Source organism: Microbacterium marmarense (assembly GCF_037204165.1).
Lineage (GTDB): Bacteria > Actinomycetota > Actinomycetes > Actinomycetales > Microbacteriaceae > Microbacterium > Microbacterium marmarense.
In genome coordinates this window covers 423,168-441,345 of sequence record NZ_JBBDGL010000001.1, presented here as the reverse complement: position 1 = coordinate 441,345, position 18,178 = coordinate 423,168, and the positions used below count along the sequence as shown (strand labels likewise).

At 63.9% G+C, this 18,178-nt stretch carries 21 protein-coding genes; 7 read left to right on the top strand and 14 right to left on the bottom strand.

Going from position 1 to position 18,178, the window contains the following annotated elements; translation table 11 throughout:
• Nucleotides 1-3 precede the first annotated feature (3 nt).
• Nucleotides 4-1,152 (bottom strand): phosphoribosylformylglycinamidine cyclo-ligase, encoded by a 1,149-nt coding sequence (gene purM, locus WDU96_RS01975; RefSeq protein ID WP_337336805.1) that lies wholly within the window; start codon nt 1,150-1,152, stop codon nt 4-6.
• A gap of 100 nt (nt 1,153-1,252) precedes the next feature.
• Between purM and WDU96_RS01970 the strand changes: the two genes are divergently transcribed.
• Entirely contained in the window at nt 1,253-1,858 is a 606-nt protein-coding gene (locus WDU96_RS01970; protein WP_337336804.1) for a zinc-binding alcohol dehydrogenase, read from the top strand.
• A gap of 3 nt (nt 1,859-1,861) precedes the next feature.
• On the opposite strand, the gene WDU96_RS01965 is transcribed toward WDU96_RS01970, so the two are convergent.
• Both WDU96_RS01965 and WDU96_RS01960 read right to left on the bottom strand, forming a co-directional pair.
• Nucleotides 1,862-2,185 (bottom strand): potassium transporter Trk, encoded by a 324-nt coding sequence (locus WDU96_RS01965; protein ID WP_337336803.1) that lies wholly within the window; start codon nt 2,183-2,185, stop codon nt 1,862-1,864.
• 47 nt (nt 2,186-2,232) lie between these two features.
• On the bottom strand, nt 2,233-2,601 hold the full coding sequence (locus WDU96_RS01960) for a sterol carrier family protein (RefSeq protein ID WP_337336802.1): 369 nt from the start codon (nt 2,599-2,601) through the stop codon (nt 2,233-2,235).
• Between the two features lie 65 nt (nt 2,602-2,666).
• On the opposite strand from WDU96_RS01960, the gene purD reads away from it, so the two are divergent.
• Nucleotides 2,667-3,932, top strand: coding sequence for a phosphoribosylamine--glycine ligase (gene purD, locus WDU96_RS01955; protein WP_337336801.1), 1,266 nt, complete (start codon nt 2,667-2,669; stop codon nt 3,930-3,932).
• A gap of 11 nt (nt 3,933-3,943) precedes the next feature.
• On the opposite strand, the gene WDU96_RS01950 is transcribed toward purD, so the two are convergent.
• Nucleotides 3,944-5,131, bottom strand: coding sequence for a mechanosensitive ion channel family protein (locus WDU96_RS01950; RefSeq protein WP_337336800.1), 1,188 nt, complete (start codon nt 5,129-5,131; stop codon nt 3,944-3,946).
• 67 nt (nt 5,132-5,198) lie between these two features.
• Complete coding sequence (locus tag WDU96_RS01945) at nt 5,199-5,360, bottom strand: hypothetical protein (RefSeq protein WP_337336799.1); 162 nt, start codon at nt 5,358-5,360, stop codon at nt 5,199-5,201.
• 138 nt (nt 5,361-5,498) lie between these two features.
• Here WDU96_RS01945 and WDU96_RS01940 point away from each other — a divergent pair, with 138 nt between their 5' ends.
• Complete coding sequence (locus tag WDU96_RS01940) at nt 5,499-6,404, top strand: phosphoribosylaminoimidazolesuccinocarboxamide synthase (RefSeq protein ID WP_337336798.1); 906 nt, start codon at nt 5,499-5,501, stop codon at nt 6,402-6,404.
• Between the two features lie 40 nt (nt 6,405-6,444).
• On the opposite strand, the gene WDU96_RS01935 is transcribed toward WDU96_RS01940, so the two are convergent.
• From WDU96_RS01935 to WDU96_RS01905, 7 genes are all read right to left on the bottom strand, one after another.
• A complete protein-coding gene (locus WDU96_RS01935) occupies nt 6,445-7,194 on the bottom strand; it encodes a cytochrome c biogenesis CcdA family protein (RefSeq protein ID WP_337336797.1) in 750 nt (249 codons plus the stop codon).
• Complete coding sequence (locus tag WDU96_RS01930; protein WP_337336796.1) at nt 7,194-7,736, bottom strand: thioredoxin family protein; 543 nt, start codon at nt 7,734-7,736, stop codon at nt 7,194-7,196. Before WDU96_RS01930 ends, WDU96_RS01935 begins: the two co-directional genes overlap by 1 nt.
• A gap of 105 nt (nt 7,737-7,841) precedes the next feature.
• Complete coding sequence (locus WDU96_RS01925; protein ID WP_337336795.1) at nt 7,842-8,855, bottom strand: LacI family DNA-binding transcriptional regulator; 1,014 nt, start codon at nt 8,853-8,855, stop codon at nt 7,842-7,844.
• Between the two features lie 32 nt (nt 8,856-8,887).
• Nucleotides 8,888-10,330 (bottom strand): GH1 family beta-glucosidase, encoded by a 1,443-nt coding sequence (locus WDU96_RS01920; RefSeq protein WP_337336794.1) that lies wholly within the window; start codon nt 10,328-10,330, stop codon nt 8,888-8,890.
• A gap of 59 nt (nt 10,331-10,389) precedes the next feature.
• Nucleotides 10,390-11,304, bottom strand: a complete 915-nt coding sequence (locus WDU96_RS01915; protein WP_337336793.1) for a carbohydrate ABC transporter permease — start codon at nt 11,302-11,304, stop codon at nt 10,390-10,392.
• A complete protein-coding gene (locus tag WDU96_RS01910; RefSeq protein ID WP_337336792.1) occupies nt 11,301-12,329 on the bottom strand; it encodes a carbohydrate ABC transporter permease in 1,029 nt (342 codons plus the stop codon). Before WDU96_RS01910 ends, WDU96_RS01915 begins: the two co-directional genes overlap by 4 nt.
• Nucleotides 12,330-12,413: 84 nt before the next feature.
• A complete protein-coding gene (locus tag WDU96_RS01905) occupies nt 12,414-13,694 on the bottom strand; it encodes an ABC transporter substrate-binding protein (protein ID WP_337336791.1) in 1,281 nt (426 codons plus the stop codon).
• 271 nt (nt 13,695-13,965) lie between these two features.
• Here WDU96_RS01905 and purS point away from each other — a divergent pair, with 271 nt between their 5' ends.
• Both purS and purQ read left to right on the top strand, forming a co-directional pair.
• Nucleotides 13,966-14,214: a phosphoribosylformylglycinamidine synthase subunit PurS gene (gene purS / locus WDU96_RS01900; RefSeq protein WP_337336790.1), complete on the top strand. Its 249-nt coding sequence runs from the start codon at nt 13,966-13,968 to the stop codon at nt 14,212-14,214.
• Entirely contained in the window at nt 14,211-14,918 is a 708-nt protein-coding gene (gene purQ / locus WDU96_RS01895; protein WP_337336789.1) for a phosphoribosylformylglycinamidine synthase subunit PurQ, read from the top strand. The genes purS and purQ overlap by 4 nt, the downstream gene beginning before the upstream one ends.
• 7 nt (nt 14,919-14,925) lie before the next feature.
• On the opposite strand, the gene WDU96_RS01890 is transcribed toward purQ, so the two are convergent.
• Entirely contained in the window at nt 14,926-15,363 is a 438-nt protein-coding gene (locus WDU96_RS01890) for a DUF1761 domain-containing protein (protein ID WP_337336788.1), read from the bottom strand.
• A gap of 91 nt (nt 15,364-15,454) precedes the next feature.
• Here WDU96_RS01890 and WDU96_RS01885 point away from each other — a divergent pair, with 91 nt between their 5' ends.
• Entirely contained in the window at nt 15,455-16,381 is a 927-nt protein-coding gene (locus WDU96_RS01885; RefSeq protein WP_337336787.1) for a 2-hydroxyacid dehydrogenase, read from the top strand.
• Between the two features lie 8 nt (nt 16,382-16,389).
• Here WDU96_RS01885 and WDU96_RS01880 read toward each other — a convergent pair whose 3' ends face one another.
• Nucleotides 16,390-16,959 carry a nucleotidyltransferase family protein gene (locus tag WDU96_RS01880; protein WP_337336786.1) on the bottom strand — a complete coding sequence of 190 codons (570 nt, stop codon included), beginning with the start codon at nt 16,957-16,959 and terminating at the stop codon, nt 16,390-16,392.
• 49 nt (nt 16,960-17,008) lie between these two features.
• Here WDU96_RS01880 and WDU96_RS01875 point away from each other — a divergent pair, with 49 nt between their 5' ends.
• Nucleotides 17,009-18,136 carry an XdhC family protein gene (locus tag WDU96_RS01875; RefSeq protein ID WP_337336785.1) on the top strand — a complete coding sequence of 376 codons (1,128 nt, stop codon included), beginning with the start codon at nt 17,009-17,011 and terminating at the stop codon, nt 18,134-18,136.
• Nucleotides 18,137-18,178: the final 42 nt, after the last annotated feature.

Here is an 18,178-nt window from a genome sequence, read left to right as displayed (position 1 = left end):
GGATTACTTTGCTCCGTTCACGGCCGAGCCGTCTGCGTAAGAGCCGACGAGTCGAACGGCGCCGCCGTTCACACCCTTTGCGCCCTGCTCAAAATCTCCGGAGGGAAGCGCATCAGTGTGCACCGCGCCCACCTGCCACGTGTCGATGCCATTGCGCGCCAGCGCAGCGATTGCAGCATCTGCCTTGGCTGCCGATACAACCGCGAGAAAACCGATGCCCAGGTTCCAGGTGCCTTCGGTCGATTCAAGATCGAGGCTCCCGAGGTCTGCCAGCACACGAAAGGTCGCCGGTGGTGACCACGTCGAACGGTCCACCTCTACCCAGGTGTTCTGCGGCAGCACGCGCGCCAGGTTGGCGGCGATACCGCCTCCGGTGACATGACTCAGTGAGTGCACCGCATCGCCCAGCTCTTCGATGAGATGAAGCAAGGGGGTCGTGTAGAGACGTGTGGGTTCGAGAAGCGCCTCACCCCAGGTGATGCTGTCGCCGAGGTCGGCCGCTCGATCGCCGTACTGAATGCCCGCGCCGGCGACGATATGGCGCACCAGCGAGTAGCCGTTCGAGTGCAGTCCGCTCGACGCGAGCGCCAGTACGACATCGCCGTTCTGCACGCGCTCGGCACCGAGAACCTGGTTGGCTTCAACCACTCCCGTAGCGGCGCCCGCGACGTCGTAGTCGTTCACGCCAAGCAAGCCGGGGTGCTCTGCGGTCTCGCCGCCGACCAGCGCCGTGCCGGTTTCAGCACAACCCTGCGCGATGCCGCGCACGATGTCTGCGATGCGTTCAGGGAACACTTTGCCGCAAGCGATGTAGTCGGTCATGAAGAGCGGCTTCGCTCCCACCACCACGATGTCGTCGACGACCATGCCAACCAGGTCGAGTCCGATCGAGTCGTGCTTGTCGATAGCCTGCGCGATGGCGACCTTCGTGCCGACGCCGTCGGTGCTCGTTGCCAGCAGCGGCTTGGTATAGCCGAGCAGTGCACTGGCATCGAAGAGGCCCGCAAAGCCGCCGACACCACCGAGCACCTCGGGTCCGTGTGTGCGACGCACGGCCGACTTCATCAGTTCAACGGCAAGATCGCCGGCAGCAGTATCGACGCCGGCGGCCGCATAGGGGTTCGCGGAGGCATCACGAGAAGGGGTGACCACGGCTCCAGACTACCCGGGTCGGCGCGCGAGTCGTTGCGATCTCGCCCTCTGCAGCATTCCACTCCTCCACTCTGCCGACCTGCGCCCCTACAATGGCCGCATGGGTGGCACCGGAATGCCGGAATGGCTGATCCGCGAAGACGCCGGTCAGCCAGTTCTTCTTGCCCTCTATCTGCGTCAGGTGCTCGGCATCCGCTACCCGGATGAACTGCCGCATCTGCGCGGCATCGCTCCGCGAGCGAACGACCGCACGAGCGCGTCACAAGACGTGCTGGAGTCTCAATGGCGAGGTCTCTGGGAGATGACAATCGAGCCTGAGATACATCCTTCGCCGGTTCCGCTCGAGTTGGTAGACGGCTACGAAACGCTGTTGGCACTGCCCGCAGATGGTGCGTCTGAATTGAGGGATGCTGCACGGCCCCACGCGAGTGAAGCCCTCGCGTTCGCCCAATCAGCGCATGCACGCTATCGAAAAGACATCGGCAGCGGAGTGAGCTACCGCGCCTACGCGAGCGCGATTGCCGAGTACGAACGACAGGTGGGTCGCCGCGCGCACTCGTTCGAACTCAACGTTCAGGTGCTGCCGCTGAGTCAGCGAGGGCTGTGGTGGGTCGGTTCCCTCACCATCGCCGTGACCGATGGACTGCGCGGCGACGTCGTCGCTTTCGACGCTGCAATCAACCCGATCATCGCCGAATTGGCCTGAGTGCTAGTCGCTCTCGCCGCGCACTGTTTCGTGGTCGACGGCGACGCTACGAGCGCGACGTGACGCCCTGCGGTCGAGCATCACAGCGATGAAACCGAACAGCGCGATCCCGATTGGCACGCAGATCAGCGTGACGAACCCAAAGACCTGCATCTGCGAGTAGACGAATCCGGTGTTGGGGCTGGCCTGATCAGAGCCGTCGAACGCGAACGTCAAGATCATCGCCACGAAGACACCGAGCGCTGCCCCAAGCAGCAGGAACACCGACATCTTGGGAGCGCGGCGCACGCGAACGGTTTCGATGTGGTCTTCAGCGTGCTCAGCCATGCTCCTATTGTCCCACCGCATGCGCGCGAGCGCGCCACGCGGCTTGGTCAGGGCCGAAGCGGCAGCAGGTCTGAGACGTCGGCGCGCACTCCCGACGCTGAGATGCGGCCTGCGGCCGTCGCATCCACCCACTCCTGTTCGCCCGTCGCCAGCGCGATCCACGTGAGCGGTTCCATTTCAACCACGTTCGGCGGTGTGCCGCGAGTGTGACGTGGTCCCTCAACCACCTGAACGGCGCCGAACGGCGGCACGCGCACCTCAACGCTGTGGCCGGGTGCCTTCTCTGCGAGCAGCTGCAAGAGGTAGCGCACAGCGGTAGCGAGGTCGGTGCGCGCGGGAACCTCGTTCGATGCAGAGGCGGCTCGCACGGCCGTTAGCGCGGAGCGTCCGTCGGCGGTAGAGATGCTGCGTGGCATGGGCCAACGCTACGCCCGAATCCGAGGCGCCTGTGCCGACGGGCAAGGATCGGTAGGCTGGCCGGGTGAAGATTCTGGTCCTCGGTTCGGGCGCGCGCGAGCACGCCATCATCCTCGCTCTTCGTGCAGAGGAGGCCGCTCACGACATCTTCGCTGCGCCGGGAAACGCCGGCATCGCTCGAGACGCCAGCTTGGTCGCGCTCAGTGCCACCTCGCCAGCCGAGGTCACGACGTTCGCCTTCGAGAACTCCATCGACCTCGTGGTGATCGGACCCGAGGCTCCCCTCGTCGCCGGCGTTGCTGACTCGTTGCGCGAGCGCGGCATTCCGGCATTCGGTCCGGGCAAGGCCGCCGCGCAGCTCGAGGGTTCGAAGACCTTCGCCAAGCGGGTGATGGATGCTGCGGGCGTCCCCACCGGCCGCGCTTCGCGCGCTGTCACCCGTGCCGAGGTCGAAACGGCGATTGACGAGTTCGGCGCACCCTACGTGGTGAAGGCTGATGGACTCGCCGCGGGAAAGGGTGTGATCGTCACGAACGATCGCGCCGCAGCCCTCGACCACGCCGACACATACCTGCCGACCGGGGCGGTTCTGGTTGAAGAGTTTCTCTCGGGCCCTGAGGTGTCGCTGTTCTTTCTCAGCGATGGTGACCACGTGCTGCCGCTCAGCCCGGCGCAGGACTTCAAGCGTCTGCTCGACGGTGATGAGGGACCGAACACCGGCGGCATGGGCGCCTACTCACCGCTGCCGTGGCTCGACGAAAAGTTCGGCAGCGAAGCCGGATTCGTCGATCTCGTCACTCGCGATGTCGCCGAGCCGGTCATCCGCCAGCTCGACGCAGAGGGAACTCCATTCATCGGGCTTCTCTACGCGGGCCTGATTCTCACCGATCAGGGCGTCAAGGTCATCGAGTTCAACGCCCGCTTCGGCGACCCCGAAACCCAGGTCGTGTTGCCTCGCCTGCTCGATCCGCTCTCGGAGTTGCTGCTGGCTGCTGCGTCGGGCCATCTCGAAGATTTCCCGCGGCCGTCGTTCTCGCCTCAGGCGGCCATCACCGTTGTGCTGGCGAGCGAAGGCTACCCGCAGGCTCCCCTCACCGGTCGCCCGCTCGATGGGCTGGACGCCGCAGCCTCCGCCGCAGGCGTGCATATCGCGCACGCGGCGACCGCTGACAGCGAGGGCTCGCTCCTCGCGACCGGCGGGCGCGTGCTGAGCGTCGTCGCCACCGCAGAAACCTTCGCTGGCGCACGCGAGCTCGCATATGACGCTGTGGGCCAGATCACGCTCGACGGCGGTCAGTTTCGCGGCGACATCGCGGCACGAGTCGTCTGAGCCGAGGAGCTTCAGCGCTCACTCGCCCAGCGTTCAGCCTCGTCGGCGTCGATCGTCGCGATCGAGCCGGTGAACTGCTCGGCGCGCTCTTCACCTTCGGCTGACCCGGTGAACAAGCCGGCGTGCTGATCGCTCGCCTCTGGACTGACACTAGGCTCTTCCGGTGCTGGCTCAGCCACAAGCTGCACTCGGGAAATCGGCAGTGCCGACTTCTTGTCGTGCAACCACTCGACGAACTCTTCGCGCACGAAACAGCGCAGATCGAACAGTGTTGGCGCGTCGACGGCAGTCAGCAGAATACGCACCCGCACGGTGTTGTTCACCGCCTCAGTCACCTGCAGTACTTTGGCGCGCCGGTCCCACAGCTCGGTGCGCTCGAGAATGACGTCGAGCTGTTGACGCATCTCTGACGGCCTCACTCGCCAGTCGAGGTCGAACTCGATTGATCCCAGAAGCTCGCTCGAGCGACGGGTCCAGTTTTCGAACGGCGTAGTGGTGAAGTAGGTTGACGGCAGCACCAACCGCCGGTCGTCCCAGATGTGCACGACGACGTACGTGAGCGTGATCTCTTGGATGCGACCCCACTCGCCTTCGACGACTACCACGTCATCGACGCGAACAGCATCGCTGAACGCGATCTGCACCCCGGCGAATACGCTCGCGAGGGTCGATTGAGCGGCAAGCCCCGCCACGATTCCTGCCACGCCGGCTGAGGCCAACAGACTTGTGCCGATTGTTGCGAGCGCGGGAAAGGTGACAAGAATCGCGCCAGCCGCAAAAACCACCACCACAGCGACCAGCAGCCGACGAATGAGCGTGAGCTGCGTCTGCCGACGGCGCGCGACCAGATTGTCTTTCGACCCCAACGGCAATCGCGCCATCGCGACGCCGAACCCGAATGAGATCGCCGCGCCGATGAACCACGCGGCTGCAGCGATGGTGGCGATGACAAGCCCGTGCGCCACGGTCTCAGATGAATCAGGCGCCGGCCACGAGAGCAGAAAGGCGACCCACAGCGCGATGACGACGATCAGCACTCTGAAGGGCGCACGCACTGTCGCCGAGAGGGTGGCGGGCCACCGCTTCTTTCGCGAGATGCGCTTGAGCGCTGCCGCGACGACGATTGCCACCACGACCGCTGCGATCAGCGCGATGGACAGCACGACCGTGAGGCCGAGCCATGACTTCAGTTCGAACAAGGTGCTCCTCCTGCCGGGCTGAAAGGGTGTTCTACCCTAGCGTCCGATAGGAGGAGCCCACGAGGCGCTAAGACTTGCGCCCTGCGATTGCTTGCATCAGCCACCAGATCAGGCCGATGACGAGCACGACCAAACCGATCCACAGCAAGAACTTGGCGACTTCGACGAATGCTCCGAGCAGAATGAGCACGATTGCGACGACGATGAGAATGATGATCCATGCGGGCATGATTGTTCCTTCCGCGTGCGTGAATACGAACCTGAGACAACGACGTTATCGACGCGCCCACGACGATGCCAGCCGGTTGCGCGCGCTGCTCTCACACGCTAAGCACGCGCGCGAGCTGATAGCGGCAATAATGGGCGAGTGACAAACGAGACTGACCTGCCCGGCTGGAAGCACATCTATTCGGGAAAGGTGCGCGACCTGTACGTTCCCGCGGAGATGCCCGACGGTGAGGTTTCGAACCGGATGCTGGTTGTGGCCAGCGACCGGGTCAGTGCGTTTGACCACGTGCTCAGCCCCGGCATTGCCGGCAAAGGTGAGCTGCTCACGACCCTGAGTATGTGGTGGTTTGCCCAGCTTGCCGGCCTCGACGGCGGGCGCAGCATCCCGAATCACCTGGTTGCCGATGGTGAGACCGAAATCCCGCATGCGGTCTCGGGTCGATCGATGCACGTGCGCGGCCTGCAGATGTACCCCGTCGAATGTGTCGTGCGCGGTTACCTGACCGGTTCTGGCTGGGCCGAGTATCAGGCAAGCGGCACCGTGTGCGGCATCGCGTTGCCAGATGGGCTGAACGACGGAGACCGGCTGCCCGAGCCGATCTACACCCCGGCCTATAAGGCTCCGATGGGTGAGCACGACGAGAACATCTCGTACGAGCAGACTGTCGAGCTGGTCGGAGCCGACGTGGCTGCCGCGCTGCGAGACACCTCGCTCGAGATCTACGAACGCGCCGCAGCCCTGGCCGAAGCCCACGGACTGATTCTGGCCGATACGAAGTTCGAGTTCGGCGCCGATGCCGAGGGAGTGCTCACGCTTGCCGATGAGGTGCTCACGAGTGATTCGTCGAGGTATTGGGATGCTGCTGCGTGGGCATCGGGCACGACGCCCAAGGAGCGCATGGCCAGCTTCGACAAGCAGATCGTGCGGGACTGGCTTGCCGCCAACTGGAACAAAGAGGGCACTCCCCCGGAACTGCCCACGGAGGTCGTTGAGCGCACTAGCGCACGCTACCGCGAGCTGATTGAAATGCTCACCGAGCGCTGAGGCGTACCCGGTCGCCACTGCTCTGAGTGGCGCGCGGCGCTCAGCCCAGCAGCATCCGCTCGAGATTCTCAATCGGGGCATACCAGCCCTGCTGGAGCATCCAGGTCTGCACGAGGCGGTCCCACCCGAGTGCCACTGCGACTCCCACAATCACCAGCAAGCCACCGATCACGCGTCTGAAGACTCCGTGCGGGTCTGCGAGCCAGCCGAGCTTGCGCACCAGCGCGGTGCCGGCAATCGCAATGACCATCAGCGCGAGAGCGAGCCCGATGGCGTAAGCCGAGATGTAAACAACACCGAGACCGAAAGACGCTGGCAGCACGGCCGCGATGATGAGCGCATAGGTGGGGCTGCAGCTGCTGAACGCTGGACCGAGCGCTGCGCCGAGCGCGATGTCACCGCCGAGGCCGCCCTTGCGGTAGCTCGCGTCAAGCAGGCGGCCGCCGCCAGCCTGCCACCCGAAGCGCACTGTGAGGCGCTCCCACACCATGGGAAAGAGCATGGTCAGACCGAGCACCGCGACGATGACGCCCGAGATCGACTGCCAGATCCACGCCGGAATGCCCAGCAGAGCGGTGGTCGCCTTCAGCAGCAGGGTGAATGCGACGACCGAGACGGCAAGAGATGCGGCGATGATGAGGGGGCGAAACCACTGCTTCTCTGCGAGCTTCGCGTCTGATCCGGTGCGCACAGCCGTGCCGCCGACGATCACCGGCAGCAACGGCAGAACGCACGGCGCAAGAACGGTGAGCACGCCGGCGGCGAACGACACCAGGGTGAGCGCAAGCATCAGCCAGTGAGACCGAGACCGGCAAGCGCGAAGTCGAGCGACGGGTCTTCGTATGGAATGAATGTGGTGAGCGCGTTGCCTGCGCTGTCGAGTTCGACCAGCGTGGTCTGCTGGGTGACCCCGTACTGCTGACGAAGATCTTGGTTTGAGTCGTAGTCGACCTTCAGAATCGTGATGCCGTCGGGCATACCCGAGGCGCGAATGTCTTCGTCAAGGGCGCGGCACTGCGGGCACCATGTGGCGTGAAAGAACAACACGGGAGTACCTTCGGCTGACGCGAGTGCAGCCTCGCTGTATTCGACGTAGGCGCCAGGCGTCACGCTGTCGGCTGCTGGCTCACTCGTCGACTCGTCGGCGGAATCTTCAGACGTATCGTCATCGCTCACGTCGTCAACCGCCATCTCGGTCTCTGCGGGCGATGGGGTCGTAACAGCGACAGTGTCGCTCTCATCACCGTTGCTGAGAGAAACGGCGACGGCGCCGCCCACGCCCAGTACAAGCACGCCAGCAATGACCAGTCCGACTACGGCTCCACTCTTCATGCCTCTATCCTGCCCCGCGCTTCAGGCGCAAGGCAGACGAGGGTATTACGAAGTGCACACGCTCGCTCATCGGCAAGCCGCCTCGCACGGTGCAGAACGAGGTGTCTAGACCGATGAGCGCAGCACGAGCTCAGTTTCGAGGATCGTGACGTGACGCGGATGTTTTCCTGCGAGACGATCAAGCAGCACGTTGGCCATGCGCTCGCCCTGGGCAAACGAGGGCTGACGCATCGTGGTCAGCTGCGGAGAGACCGCAAGCGCGACGGGCGAGTCATCAAAGCCCACGATCGCAATGTCGTCGGGAACACGCAAGCCCGCGGCAGCGAGCACACCCATCGCCCCCTGGGCCATCAGATCGCTCGCACAAAAGAGCGCGTCGGGGCGTGCGCCGCTGGCGAGCATCCGGCGCATCGCGTTGGCCCCGCCCTCGGCGGTGAACCCGCCCGGTTCGATTGCGATCTCGTCAAGGTCGTGTTTTGCGAGCGCGTCGCGATAGCCCTGCAGTCGGTCAACTCCCGCTGGCATGGTCAGTGACCCGGTAATGGTCGCGATCTTCTTGTAGCCCGACTCGATCAGATAGGTCGTCGCGTCGTGAGCTCCGCGCACGTTGTCGACGTCGACGTAATAGTCCTGCTCGCGCTCGCGCACGGGACGACCACCATAGACCACGGGCACCGCGCTGGCGATGCGATCGATGAAGAGGTCGCTGGTGTGGTGCGACACGATGATCGCCCCGTCGACGGCACCGCTGCGCACATAGCTTGTCGTTTTATCGCCGGGGTCGTCGCTCGCGATGAAGAGGTTCATCACATAGTTGGAACTGCTCAACCGAGAATGGATGCCCGAGACGACTGCCGCAAAGAAGGGATCGCCGAAGAACCGGGTGGTGTCTTCGGGAACGACCAAAGCGATCGCGTGCGTCTGCCGGCTCGCCAGCGAGCGAGCCGCGCGATTTGGCACGTAGTTCAAGGCGGCAATCGCGCGCTGTACCGACTCGAGTGCTTCAGGGCTCACCGCCGTTGAGCCGTTGACAACACGCGACACGGTCGATCGAGAGACACCCGCGGCAGTGGCGACCTCTTCGATCGTGGCGGCGTCACGCACCGTCTCTATGCTCATGACAGCTCCCTCACTGCGATGCTAGTCGGGCGTCAGAGCGCTCGGGCACCGATCACTCGGGCGTACTCTCTTCCGCTGTCCTTTACTGACCGCTCCTGCGTGTCGTAATCCACGCGAACAATGCCGAAGCGCTTCTCGTAGCCCCACGCCCATTCGAAGTTGTCGAGGAACGACCAATAGAAGTAGCCCCTCACATCGACTCCTGCATCAACAGCGTCAAGGATCGCTCCGAGGTGACCGGTCAGAAACGACACCCGCTCGTCGTCGTGCACCCGAACCTCGCCGTCTTCGACGACGCGCTCGTCGTCGAATGCTGCTCCGTTCTCCGTGACGTAGAGCGTCACACCCTTCGGCGCGCTGTATTCGTCGGAAACGCGCTTGAGTAGGCGAGTGAGCCCCTCGGGCTGAACCTCCCAGTGCATCGAGGTGCGATCGAGACCGCGTTCGTGCCAATGGATGTTCTGCGATGCCGGAAAAGCCGGCGCGCTCTCGCGTTTGGTGGGGGCGTCGCCCGCGACCGGGGCGACCTCGGGAGCCTCACCGCCGACGAACTCACCGTGGTAGTAGTTGACGCCGAGTGAGTCGATCGCCGACGAGATGATGTCGAGGTCTCCAGGACGCACTGCCTTTTCGAAGGACTCGATCGCGGCAGCATCCACCCCACGAATGTCTTCAACGATGTCTGCCGGGTACTCGCCGCGGAAGATCGGGTCGAGGAACCAACGGTTGAACTGACCGTCGATGCGGCGTGCAGCGTCGACATCGGCCGGGCTCTCAGCGTCTACCGGGTCAGCGACCGTGAGGTTGAGCGTGATGCCCAGATTCAGCGAGGAGTCCCGAGCGCGCAGTTCGCGCACGGTTTGTCCGTGCCCCAGCAAGAGATGATGAGAGGCCAGAGCGCCCTCTTCGATGCTGTAGTGCCCCGGTGCGTGGACGCCAGCCGTGTAGCTGAGGAACGACGAGCACCACGGCTCGTTGAGAGTGGTCCAGACGTTCACGCGGTCGCCCAGCGCGTCGTGCATAGTCAGTGCATACTCGGTGAAGCGCTCAGCCGTGTCGCGGTTCGCCCAGCCGCCCTTGTCTTGCAGTGCCTGAGGCAGATCCCAGTGGTAGAGCGTCAGCCACGGCAGGATATCTGCGCCGAGCAGCTCATCGACCAGGCGATTGTAGAAGTCGACGCCCTTCTCATTCACCGCACCGCCATCGGGGCGCACACGAGCCCACGACGTTGAAAAACGATACGTCTGCAGACCCATCGACTTCATCAGCGCGACGTCGCCTTCATAGCGGTGGTAGTGGTCACAGGCCACGTCGCCGTTGTCGGCGTTGATCACCGCTTCTGGCACTCGGCAGAACGCGTCCCAAATCGAATCGCGGCGGCCGTCTTCGTGGGCGGCTCCTTCGATCTGGAAGGCTGCGGTCGCGGCTCCGAAGAGAAAGTTCGCGGGGAACTCGCGGGGGTTAGTCGCAGTCATGTGGACGGCGTCCTTCCTTGGGGTGTAGCGGGGAGAGAAAAGCGTGCGGGTGGGGGCTGTCAGCCCTTGACCGCACCGGCCATGATGCCACTCACGAGCTGCTTGCCAGCGAAGGCGAACAGGATGAGAAGCGGGATGGTCGACAGCAGCACACCGGCGAGCACCACCGAGTAGTCGACGAAGTAGTTCGACTGCAACAACGACAACGCGACCGGAAGGGTTGGGCTCGAGCGGTCTAGCACGATGAAAGGCCAGAAGAACTGGTTCCACGCGTTGATGAAGGTGAACAGGAAGAGCATCGCAGCCGCGGGGCGTGCGGCAACAACTCCGACCGTCCAGAATGTGCGAATCTGCGAGGCCCCATCGACACGTGCAGCCTCGATCAGCTCGTCGGGAACGCTCTGAGTGAGGTACTGAGTCATCCAGAACACACCGAAGGCAGTGATCAGCGCCGGCACGATGATCGCGCCGATCGTTCCGGTCCAGCCCCAGTCCGAGAAGAGGATGTACAGCGGCACGACACCGAGCTGCATCGGAACTGCCATGGTTGCCACAACGAACGCCAGCAATCCGGGTCCGCCGCGGAATTTGAGCTTGGCGAACGCCCATCCCGCAAGAGTGGAGAAGACAACCACTGACATCGCGATGATCGTCGAGCTGTAGATCGAGTTCCACAGTGCCAACCAGAAGTTCACCGCCGGGTCGTTGACGACCGACATCGCGTTGTCGATGAAGTTGCCACCGGGCCACCACGACAGGTTCGGGTTGTTGATGGTCGATGCATCGCCAGAGCCGATGAGGAACGACCAGTAGTACGGGAAGATCGCGGATACGACAACCACGCCGAGACCTGCGTAGACCCAGAATCCGGGACGCATGCCACGAATCTTGCGCGCGCGGTTCTTGCGAGGGGGCTTCGCCGCGTTGGGAATGCTTTCTTCCATGATCGCCAGGGGCGGGGTATTGGTGCTCATCGCGTGACTCCCTTGCGTCCACGGCGCGGAGTCTTCACGCCACGCCCTCCCTCGTCGCGCACGAGGCGGCGCGTGATGAGGAGGTTGATCATTCCGATGACCAGGATGATGATGAACAGAATCCAGGCCAACGCGGCTGCGCGACCGAAGTTGAAGTCGCCCCAACCGATGTTGTAGAGGTACAGCGTGATCGTGAGCCACTGCTGGGCGGCACCGCCCTGGCCGACGTTGTCGTACATGCGCGGCTCATCGAAGATCTGCAGACCACCGATGGTCGATGTGATTACGACGAAGATCAGGGTGGGCTTCAACGACGGGAGCGTGATGCTCCAGAACTGGCGAAATGCGCCAGCACCGTCGACAGTGGCCGCTTCGTAGAACTCTCGAGGAACTGCCTGCATCGCAGCCAGCAGGATCAGTGCGTTATAGCCGGTCCAACGGAAGTTGACCATCGTCGCGATAGCGATGTGGCTCCAGAACGGGTCAACGTGCCACGCGATCGGAGCGATGCCGATGCTGCCGAGGATGTTGTTCACCAGGCCGTGGTTGTCGCCGAACATGTTGCTGAAGATCAGCGCGACGGCGACGGGCGCCATCACGAAGGGAAGGAGCACGCTCATGCGCCAGAAGGTCTTCGCCCGAATGTTGCGGTCGAGCATGGCGGCGATGAAGATCGCGAGCGCCAGCTGCGGCACGGACGAGAGCAAGAAGATGCTGAAGGTGTTGCGAAGTGACGTCCAGAACTTCGGATCGTTGAGGATCCAGACGTACTGTTCGAATCCGACCCACGAGCCGGTGTTGCGAACGAGGTCCCATTCTTGGAATGAGATGACAGCGGTGAACGCGATCGGGAAGAGCCCGACGATCGCGAACATGATGAAGAACGGCGAAATATAGAGGTACGGTGCGAACTTGAGGTCCCACCGACTCATCTTGTTTTTGAAGGAGAGCGGGGGCTTGGGCTGCCCGGCACGTGGACCGGGCGATGCCGGTGACGTCTGGGCGCGGGTGTCGGTCGCGGTCACGTGAGACTCCATAGAGGCAGATCGGGCAGAGGTAAGAACAGTGGGGGCCGCGCCGCGTGGCGCGGCCCCCACCAATTCAGATCATCAGAAGGCTTCGACCTCTGCGACCCAGGTGTTCCACGCGGTGTCTGCATCTTCGGTTCCGTCGAAGACGCGAGTCACTGCGTTCTGGAGAGCGTCGTGGTACTGGAAGTACACGGCGTCTTTGAAGGGAGCAACGGTGACTGCCTCGGCGCGGTCAGAGAGAATCTGGCCGGTCGGAGCGTCGTTGAAGTACTCGTCGGTCGCATCGGTCAGCGTCGGGTCTTCGTATGCCTCGAGCTGGCTCGGGAACGTGCCTGCCTCAGCGAACGCTGCAACCTGCTGCTCAGGAGCGGTCAGCCAGTCAGCCAGGTCAAGAGCTGCATCGACGTTGGCGCCGTCTGCGGGAACGGTCAGGTATGAGCCGCCCCAGTTGCCGCCACCGTTCGGGAAGACATCGGCGATGTCCCAGCCTTCGACGTCGGGCGCGCTGCCCGAGATCACGCCGAGCATCCAGCCCGGGCACAGCATGGTGGCGAATTCACCGTTGGCCATTGAAGCGAACCAGTCGTCCGACCACTGACCGGCATAGGCCGAGTTGGGGATCGCACGCTCGGTCACGAGCTCGTAGGCAGCTGAGACCTCGGGGTTGGTCGTCGCGATGACGGCGCCGTCGGGCTCGGTGTAGGTGTACTCGAGCTGGTTGACGATGCCCTGGAGCACCGAGTTGGCCGAGTCGATCATGGGCTTGCCCGTGGCTGCCATGTACTCGTCTGCGACATCGAGGAAGTTGTTCCAGTCGCCGTCGAACAGCGCGGCAACTTCGTCACGATCAGACACGAGGCCCGCGTCTTCGAAGAGGTCGGCGCGGTAGCAGATAGCCTGCGGGCCGATGTCGGTTCCGAAGCCAACCAGGCGACCCTCGGGATCGGTTGCTGCGGCTTCCTTCCAGTCGAGCCAACGGCCCTTGACGCTGTCAGGAGCTTCGGCGAGCAGGTCGGAGTACTGCATGGCTTCGGCGAACCAGTCGATCTCGACTGCTTCAACGTCTGCCAGGCCGCCCTTGCCGAGCTTCTGGAAGTAGTTGGCACGGGCGTCGCCGGACTCGGCGGCGCGGTTGTGTACAACGGTCACGTTCGGGTTGGCATCCATGTACTCCTGGAGGAGCTCATCGGTGTAGCCGAAGTCGTTGAACGTGGCGATCGTGAGGGTGATTTCCTCGTCGGAAGAACCCGAATCGGTCGATGCGTCATCACTGCTGCCAGCGCAGCCGGCGAGGACGATAGCGGAAGCTGAGAAAGCGGCGACGGCCGCTGCACTCCTGCGGAAGGCTCGAGAGTTCACTGTCACTCCTTTGTGTTTGTCAGGGTCAGATATGTGTTGCAGGGTTTGCGGCTAGGAACTCATGTCGTGGCCACGTTGCCGTGGGAGCGTTCCCACCGGACTCAAGTTACGGTACGGGAGCGCTCCCACGAAAGTCAAGGGAGCGCTCCCACGCGTCGGTCACAGTTTGGTCACGACCCGCAGTTGGGCTGCTTCGACACGGGGACAGTGCGCGCCTGCGGCGCAACGTAGACTTGCAGCGTTCCCTTTTCCGCGACTTCCGGAGCCTTTAATGCCCACTATCGTCGTTGACGTCATGCCCAAGGCCGAGCTTCTGGACCCGCAGGGAAAGGCCGTCTCAGGCGCGTTCTCGCGTTTGGGAGTCTCAGACTTCACCTCGGTGCGCATCGGCAAGCGTTTCGAACTCACGGTCGACGGCGAGGTCACAGAAGAGGTGCTCGCTGAGGCGAAGCGCGTCGCCGATGAGATTCTCTCTAACTCGGTGATCGAAGACGTCGTCGGCATCGAGGTCGTAGCGTGACCACCCGCATCGGGGTCATCACGTTCCCCGGTTCGCTCGATGACCGCGACGCGCAGCGCGCGATCGAGATCGCCGGCGCCACCCCCGTCGCTCTCTGGCACGGCTCGCACGATCTCGACGGCGTCGATGCCCTCGTATTGCCCGGTGGTTTCAGCTACGGGGACTATCTGCGGGCCGGATCGATCGCCGCACTCGCACCGATCATGGTCGAGGTGAAGGCTGCTGCCGCAAAGGGCATGCCCGTGTTGGGAATCTGCAACGGTTTTCAGATGCTGGTTGAAGCGCACCTGCTGCCGGGTGGCCTCATTCGAAACGCCCACCAGCAATTCATCCGCCGTGACCAGAGGCTCGTCGTCGAGAGCGCGTCCACCGCTTGGACCTCAGACTTCACGACTGGCCAAGAGATCGTCATTCCGCTCAAGAACGCGGATGGTGGCTACATTGCTGCCGACGACGAGCTCGACCGACTCGAGGGCGAGGGGCTCGTTGCATTCCGCTATGCGGGCGTCAACCCCAACGGTTCGCTGCGCGATATCGCCGGTATCGCCAACGAACGCGGCAACGTCGTAGGCCTGATGCCACACCCCGAGCACGCCGTGGAAGAGGGGTTCGGCCCCAACACGCCAGCCGCGATGCGCTCGGGCATCGATGGGCTCGGTTTCTTCACCTCTGCGATCGCGGCCGTCGTCGGCGCCGCCGCGTAGCCGCTGACTAGACGGTTCCGGCGGGCGGCCAGACGCCGATGATGATTGACATCACCAGTACGGTCACCAATTCGTGGGCGATGTTCATCACGGTGAGCGACGTCGGGCGGCCCTCAAAGGCATCGTGCGTGATGAAGCGCGCCGCCGTAAAGCCGGCCCACAGAATCACACCGGTGCCCACCGCCGCGAGCAGATAGCCCCCGCCATAGAAGTGCCACGCGATCGTGGTGGCGCCAGCGAGCACCCACGCAGACACGAAGCTGACCAGCACGGTGACGATGATCGGCATCATCGCCGCTAGCGGTGTCATTTCACGATTCAGATCGACATGAGCCAGCTTCGCCCATCGAGTGCCGAAAACCTTCGGGGTGTACCAAATCGAGCCGACAATCATTGTCGACAGCGTGGCCAGAATCACGGCCCAATAGTTGATCTCGGGAACCATCACGCGCCTCCTTGTGTGGCTATTCAGCCGTATCGCGAGAGTAGCGCTCAAGTGTGCGCCGCGGTAGGCCGGTCAACGCTAGCGTTGAGGGGTGAGCACTCCCTCGATACTCGTGACCGTTCCCAGCGACCGACTCGCCACCGATCTTGGCGTCATGCCCGATGGCGTCGAATTGCAGGTGTGGGCGATGGATTCCCCTGCCCCCGCACAGCGCATCGATCTCGTCGTGCCGCCCTACATGTCGATGTCGAACATGCTGTCGCGTCTTGAGGGTGTTGAGGTGGGTCTCGTGCAGAGCCAGTCAATCGGCTACGACGGGGTGCGCGATATTCTGCCGAGCGGCATGCGGTTCGCGAACGCCGCATCGGTACACGAGGCCTCTACTGCCGAGTTGGCTGTCGGGCTGGTGATCGCTGCGCAGCGCGGCATTCCCGACTTCGTGCGCGCCCAAGACCAGCGCCGTTGGATGTCACACAGCGCTGAGAGTCTTGCCGATCGACGGGTCATGCTGCTCGGCTACGGCGGCGTGGGCAAGGCGATTGCGGCGCGCCTCAAGCCTTTCGAAGTCGATCTGTTCGCCGTGGCATCGAGCGCCCGCGTCGAAGAAGGCATGCCTGTGAGAGCGGTCGAAGAACTGCCCGAACTGCTGGGCGACACCGAGATCGTTGTCATCTCGCTTCCCGGCGGCGACGCCACTCGCGGGATCGTCGACGATGCCTTCTTGTCAGCCCTGCCAGACGGGGCACTCGTAGTGAACGTCGGTCGTGGTCCGCTCATCGACACGGATGCACTGGTGGCCCACACCAGCCGTGGGCGCATTCGGGCGGCGCTCGACGTCACCGATCCAGAGCCGCTACCCGAGGGTCATCCGCTTTGGGAGCAGCCCGGTGTGCTGATCGCGCCCCACGTCGGTGGCAACTCCAGCGCGATGCGCCCTCGCATCGCACGCTTGGTCAGGTCGCAGATCGAGCGGCTGGCAGCCGGTGACGAGCCGCTGAATATCGTGATCGACGGTTGACGGACCCGCTAGGGGCGCGTATCGATGTCGGAGCCTGACCACAGGTCCGCGCAGTCCACCCCGGTCGCCGCGTGCGCGGCGAGATAGGCGCGAGCTCCACTGTCTGCGGTGAGAGCGCGCGCGAGGGGCTCGAAGTGCTCACAGCCCACGGCCACGGGGTGGCCCGGTGTGCGTGCGTACATGGCCTGAACAAGCGCTGACCGCGGCTGAGAGCCAAGTTCGCTGATCACTCGACGCACCGCGGCAGCTGCCGCTTCGGGCGTGTCTACCGGAGTGATGACGGCAACATCGAAGCCTGCCGCGGCCTGCAGCCCGCCGCGAATAGTGGCCGACAGTCCGTCGGCCCAGTTGTGCACGTCGACGACGCGGGCGCGTTCGTCAACAAGCAGGCGCACTTCTTCACCTCGAGCACCCACGAGGACGACGACCTCGTCGCATCCGGCGTCGCGCAGCATCTCGGTCGCAAGTCGCACCCAAGGCGTGCCGTCGGCGGCACGCGCCAGACCTTTGGGAAGGCCGTAGCGGGTGCCAGCTCCCGCAGCGAGCACCAGTCCGCAGATTCTGACCTGTTCACACATTTACGACAGCGTATCGAGTCCGAAACACACGGTAATTAGCGTGGGGGGCATGTTCGAACTCGCGAAAGACGTGCTGCCCGTATTGCGCAGCGGTGAATCGGTCGCAATTGTGACGATCACCGGCGTCGCCCGCAGCGCTCCGCGCGGACTGGGCGCCTCGATGGCAGTCACCGAATCTGGTGCCATTATCGGCTCGATCTCGGGCGGTTGCGTAGAGAGTGACGCGGGGATGCTCGCGCTCACCGCAATCGCCTCGGGCACCGGACAGACGGCGAAGTTCGGCTTCTCTGATGAAGACGCCCACGCCGCCGGTCTTGCCTGTGGTGGCATCATCGACGTGATTGCGTACCCGCTGCGCGCCGATGACTCCGCAGCAATCCGTGCGCTCGAAGCAGCCGCGGCGCACCGCGGCGCTGCTGTGGGCCTGATCACTTCAGGCCATAGTGCGGGACGGGTACTGGCGATGGATGCCCTGGGCACCGTGATCGACACGGCAAGTAGCGCTGCCCTCGACAACGCCCTGCGCGAGCGCCAGTGCGCGATTCTTTCCGGCGCATATGCCGGCTCTGACGTTCTCATGCTTGCCTTCGCACCGCCGCCGCGACTCATCATTCTGGGCGGCGGTGAACATGCCGCTGCGCTGTGCCGGGTTGCTGCGGTCTCGGGCTTCGACGTGACGGTGTGCGACGCGTGGGACTCGCTGGTGACCGCGGAGCGATTTCCCGCCGCGGTTGAGCGGGTCACCGGCTGGCCGCACGAGTATCTGGCTGCATTGCACTCCGATGACGTCGATGAGCGAACCGCGATATGCGTTCTGACGCATGACACGCGACAGGACATACCCGCGTTGCGCGCTGCCCTGTCGATGCCCGTCGGTTTCGTCGGTGCGATGGGCGCACGCAGCACCGTCGATGTGCGGGCGAGTCTGCTGCGTGAGCATGGCGTCTCAGACGTCGACCTGGCGAGGTTGCACTCGCCGTTAGGACTCGACCTTGGCGGCTCGAGCCCCGACGAGACCGCACTGTCGGTGCTCGCCGAGATCGTCGCTGCCCGCCACGGCGGCTCGGGCGCCCCCCTTCGTGACGGCAGCGGTCCACTGCACACAGACCTGTTGCGCGCCGACCTTCTGGGCTCGGCGCCTTCGTGCGCTGTGCCTTCGCGCAGCGCCAGCTCGTAGCCCCCACTTCATAACGACCCACCCGACGATCCGTTCGTTACC

Coding starts and splice junctions, on each gene's coding strand:
- WDU96_RS01970 (WP_337336804.1), top strand. CDS start 1,253: ATGGGTGGCACCGGAATGCCGGAATGGCTGATCCGCGAAGACGCCGGT.
- WDU96_RS01965 (WP_337336803.1), bottom strand. CDS start 2,185: ATGGCTGAGCACGCTGAAGACCACATCGAAACCGTTCGCGTGCGCCGC.
- WDU96_RS01960 (WP_337336802.1), bottom strand. CDS start 2,601: ATGCCACGCAGCATCTCTACCGCCGACGGACGCTCCGCGCTAACGGCC.
- WDU96_RS01945 (WP_337336799.1), bottom strand. CDS start 5,360: ATGCCCGCATGGATCATCATTCTCATCGTCGTCGCAATCGTGCTCATT.
- WDU96_RS01935 (WP_337336797.1), bottom strand. CDS start 7,194: ATGCTTGCGCTCACCCTGGTGTCGTTCGCCGCCGGCGTGCTCACCGTT.
- WDU96_RS01930 (WP_337336796.1), bottom strand. CDS start 7,736: ATGAAGAGTGGAGCCGTAGTCGGACTGGTCATTGCTGGCGTGCTTGTA.
- WDU96_RS01925 (WP_337336795.1), bottom strand. CDS start 8,855: ATGAGCATAGAGACGGTGCGTGACGCCGCCACGATCGAAGAGGTCGCC.
- WDU96_RS01920 (WP_337336794.1), bottom strand. CDS start 10,330: ATGACTGCGACTAACCCCCGCGAGTTCCCCGCGAACTTTCTCTTCGGA.
- WDU96_RS01915 (WP_337336793.1), bottom strand. CDS start 11,304: ATGAGCACCAATACCCCGCCCCTGGCGATCATGGAAGAAAGCATTCCC.
- purS (WP_337336790.1), top strand. CDS start 13,966: ATGCCCACTATCGTCGTTGACGTCATGCCCAAGGCCGAGCTTCTGGAC.
- WDU96_RS01890 (WP_337336788.1), bottom strand. CDS start 15,363: ATGGTTCCCGAGATCAACTATTGGGCCGTGATTCTGGCCACGCTGTCG.
- WDU96_RS01880 (WP_337336786.1), bottom strand. CDS start 16,959: ATGTGTGAACAGGTCAGAATCTGCGGACTGGTGCTCGCTGCGGGAGCT.
- WDU96_RS01875 (WP_337336785.1), top strand. CDS start 17,009: ATGTTCGAACTCGCGAAAGACGTGCTGCCCGTATTGCGCAGCGGTGAA.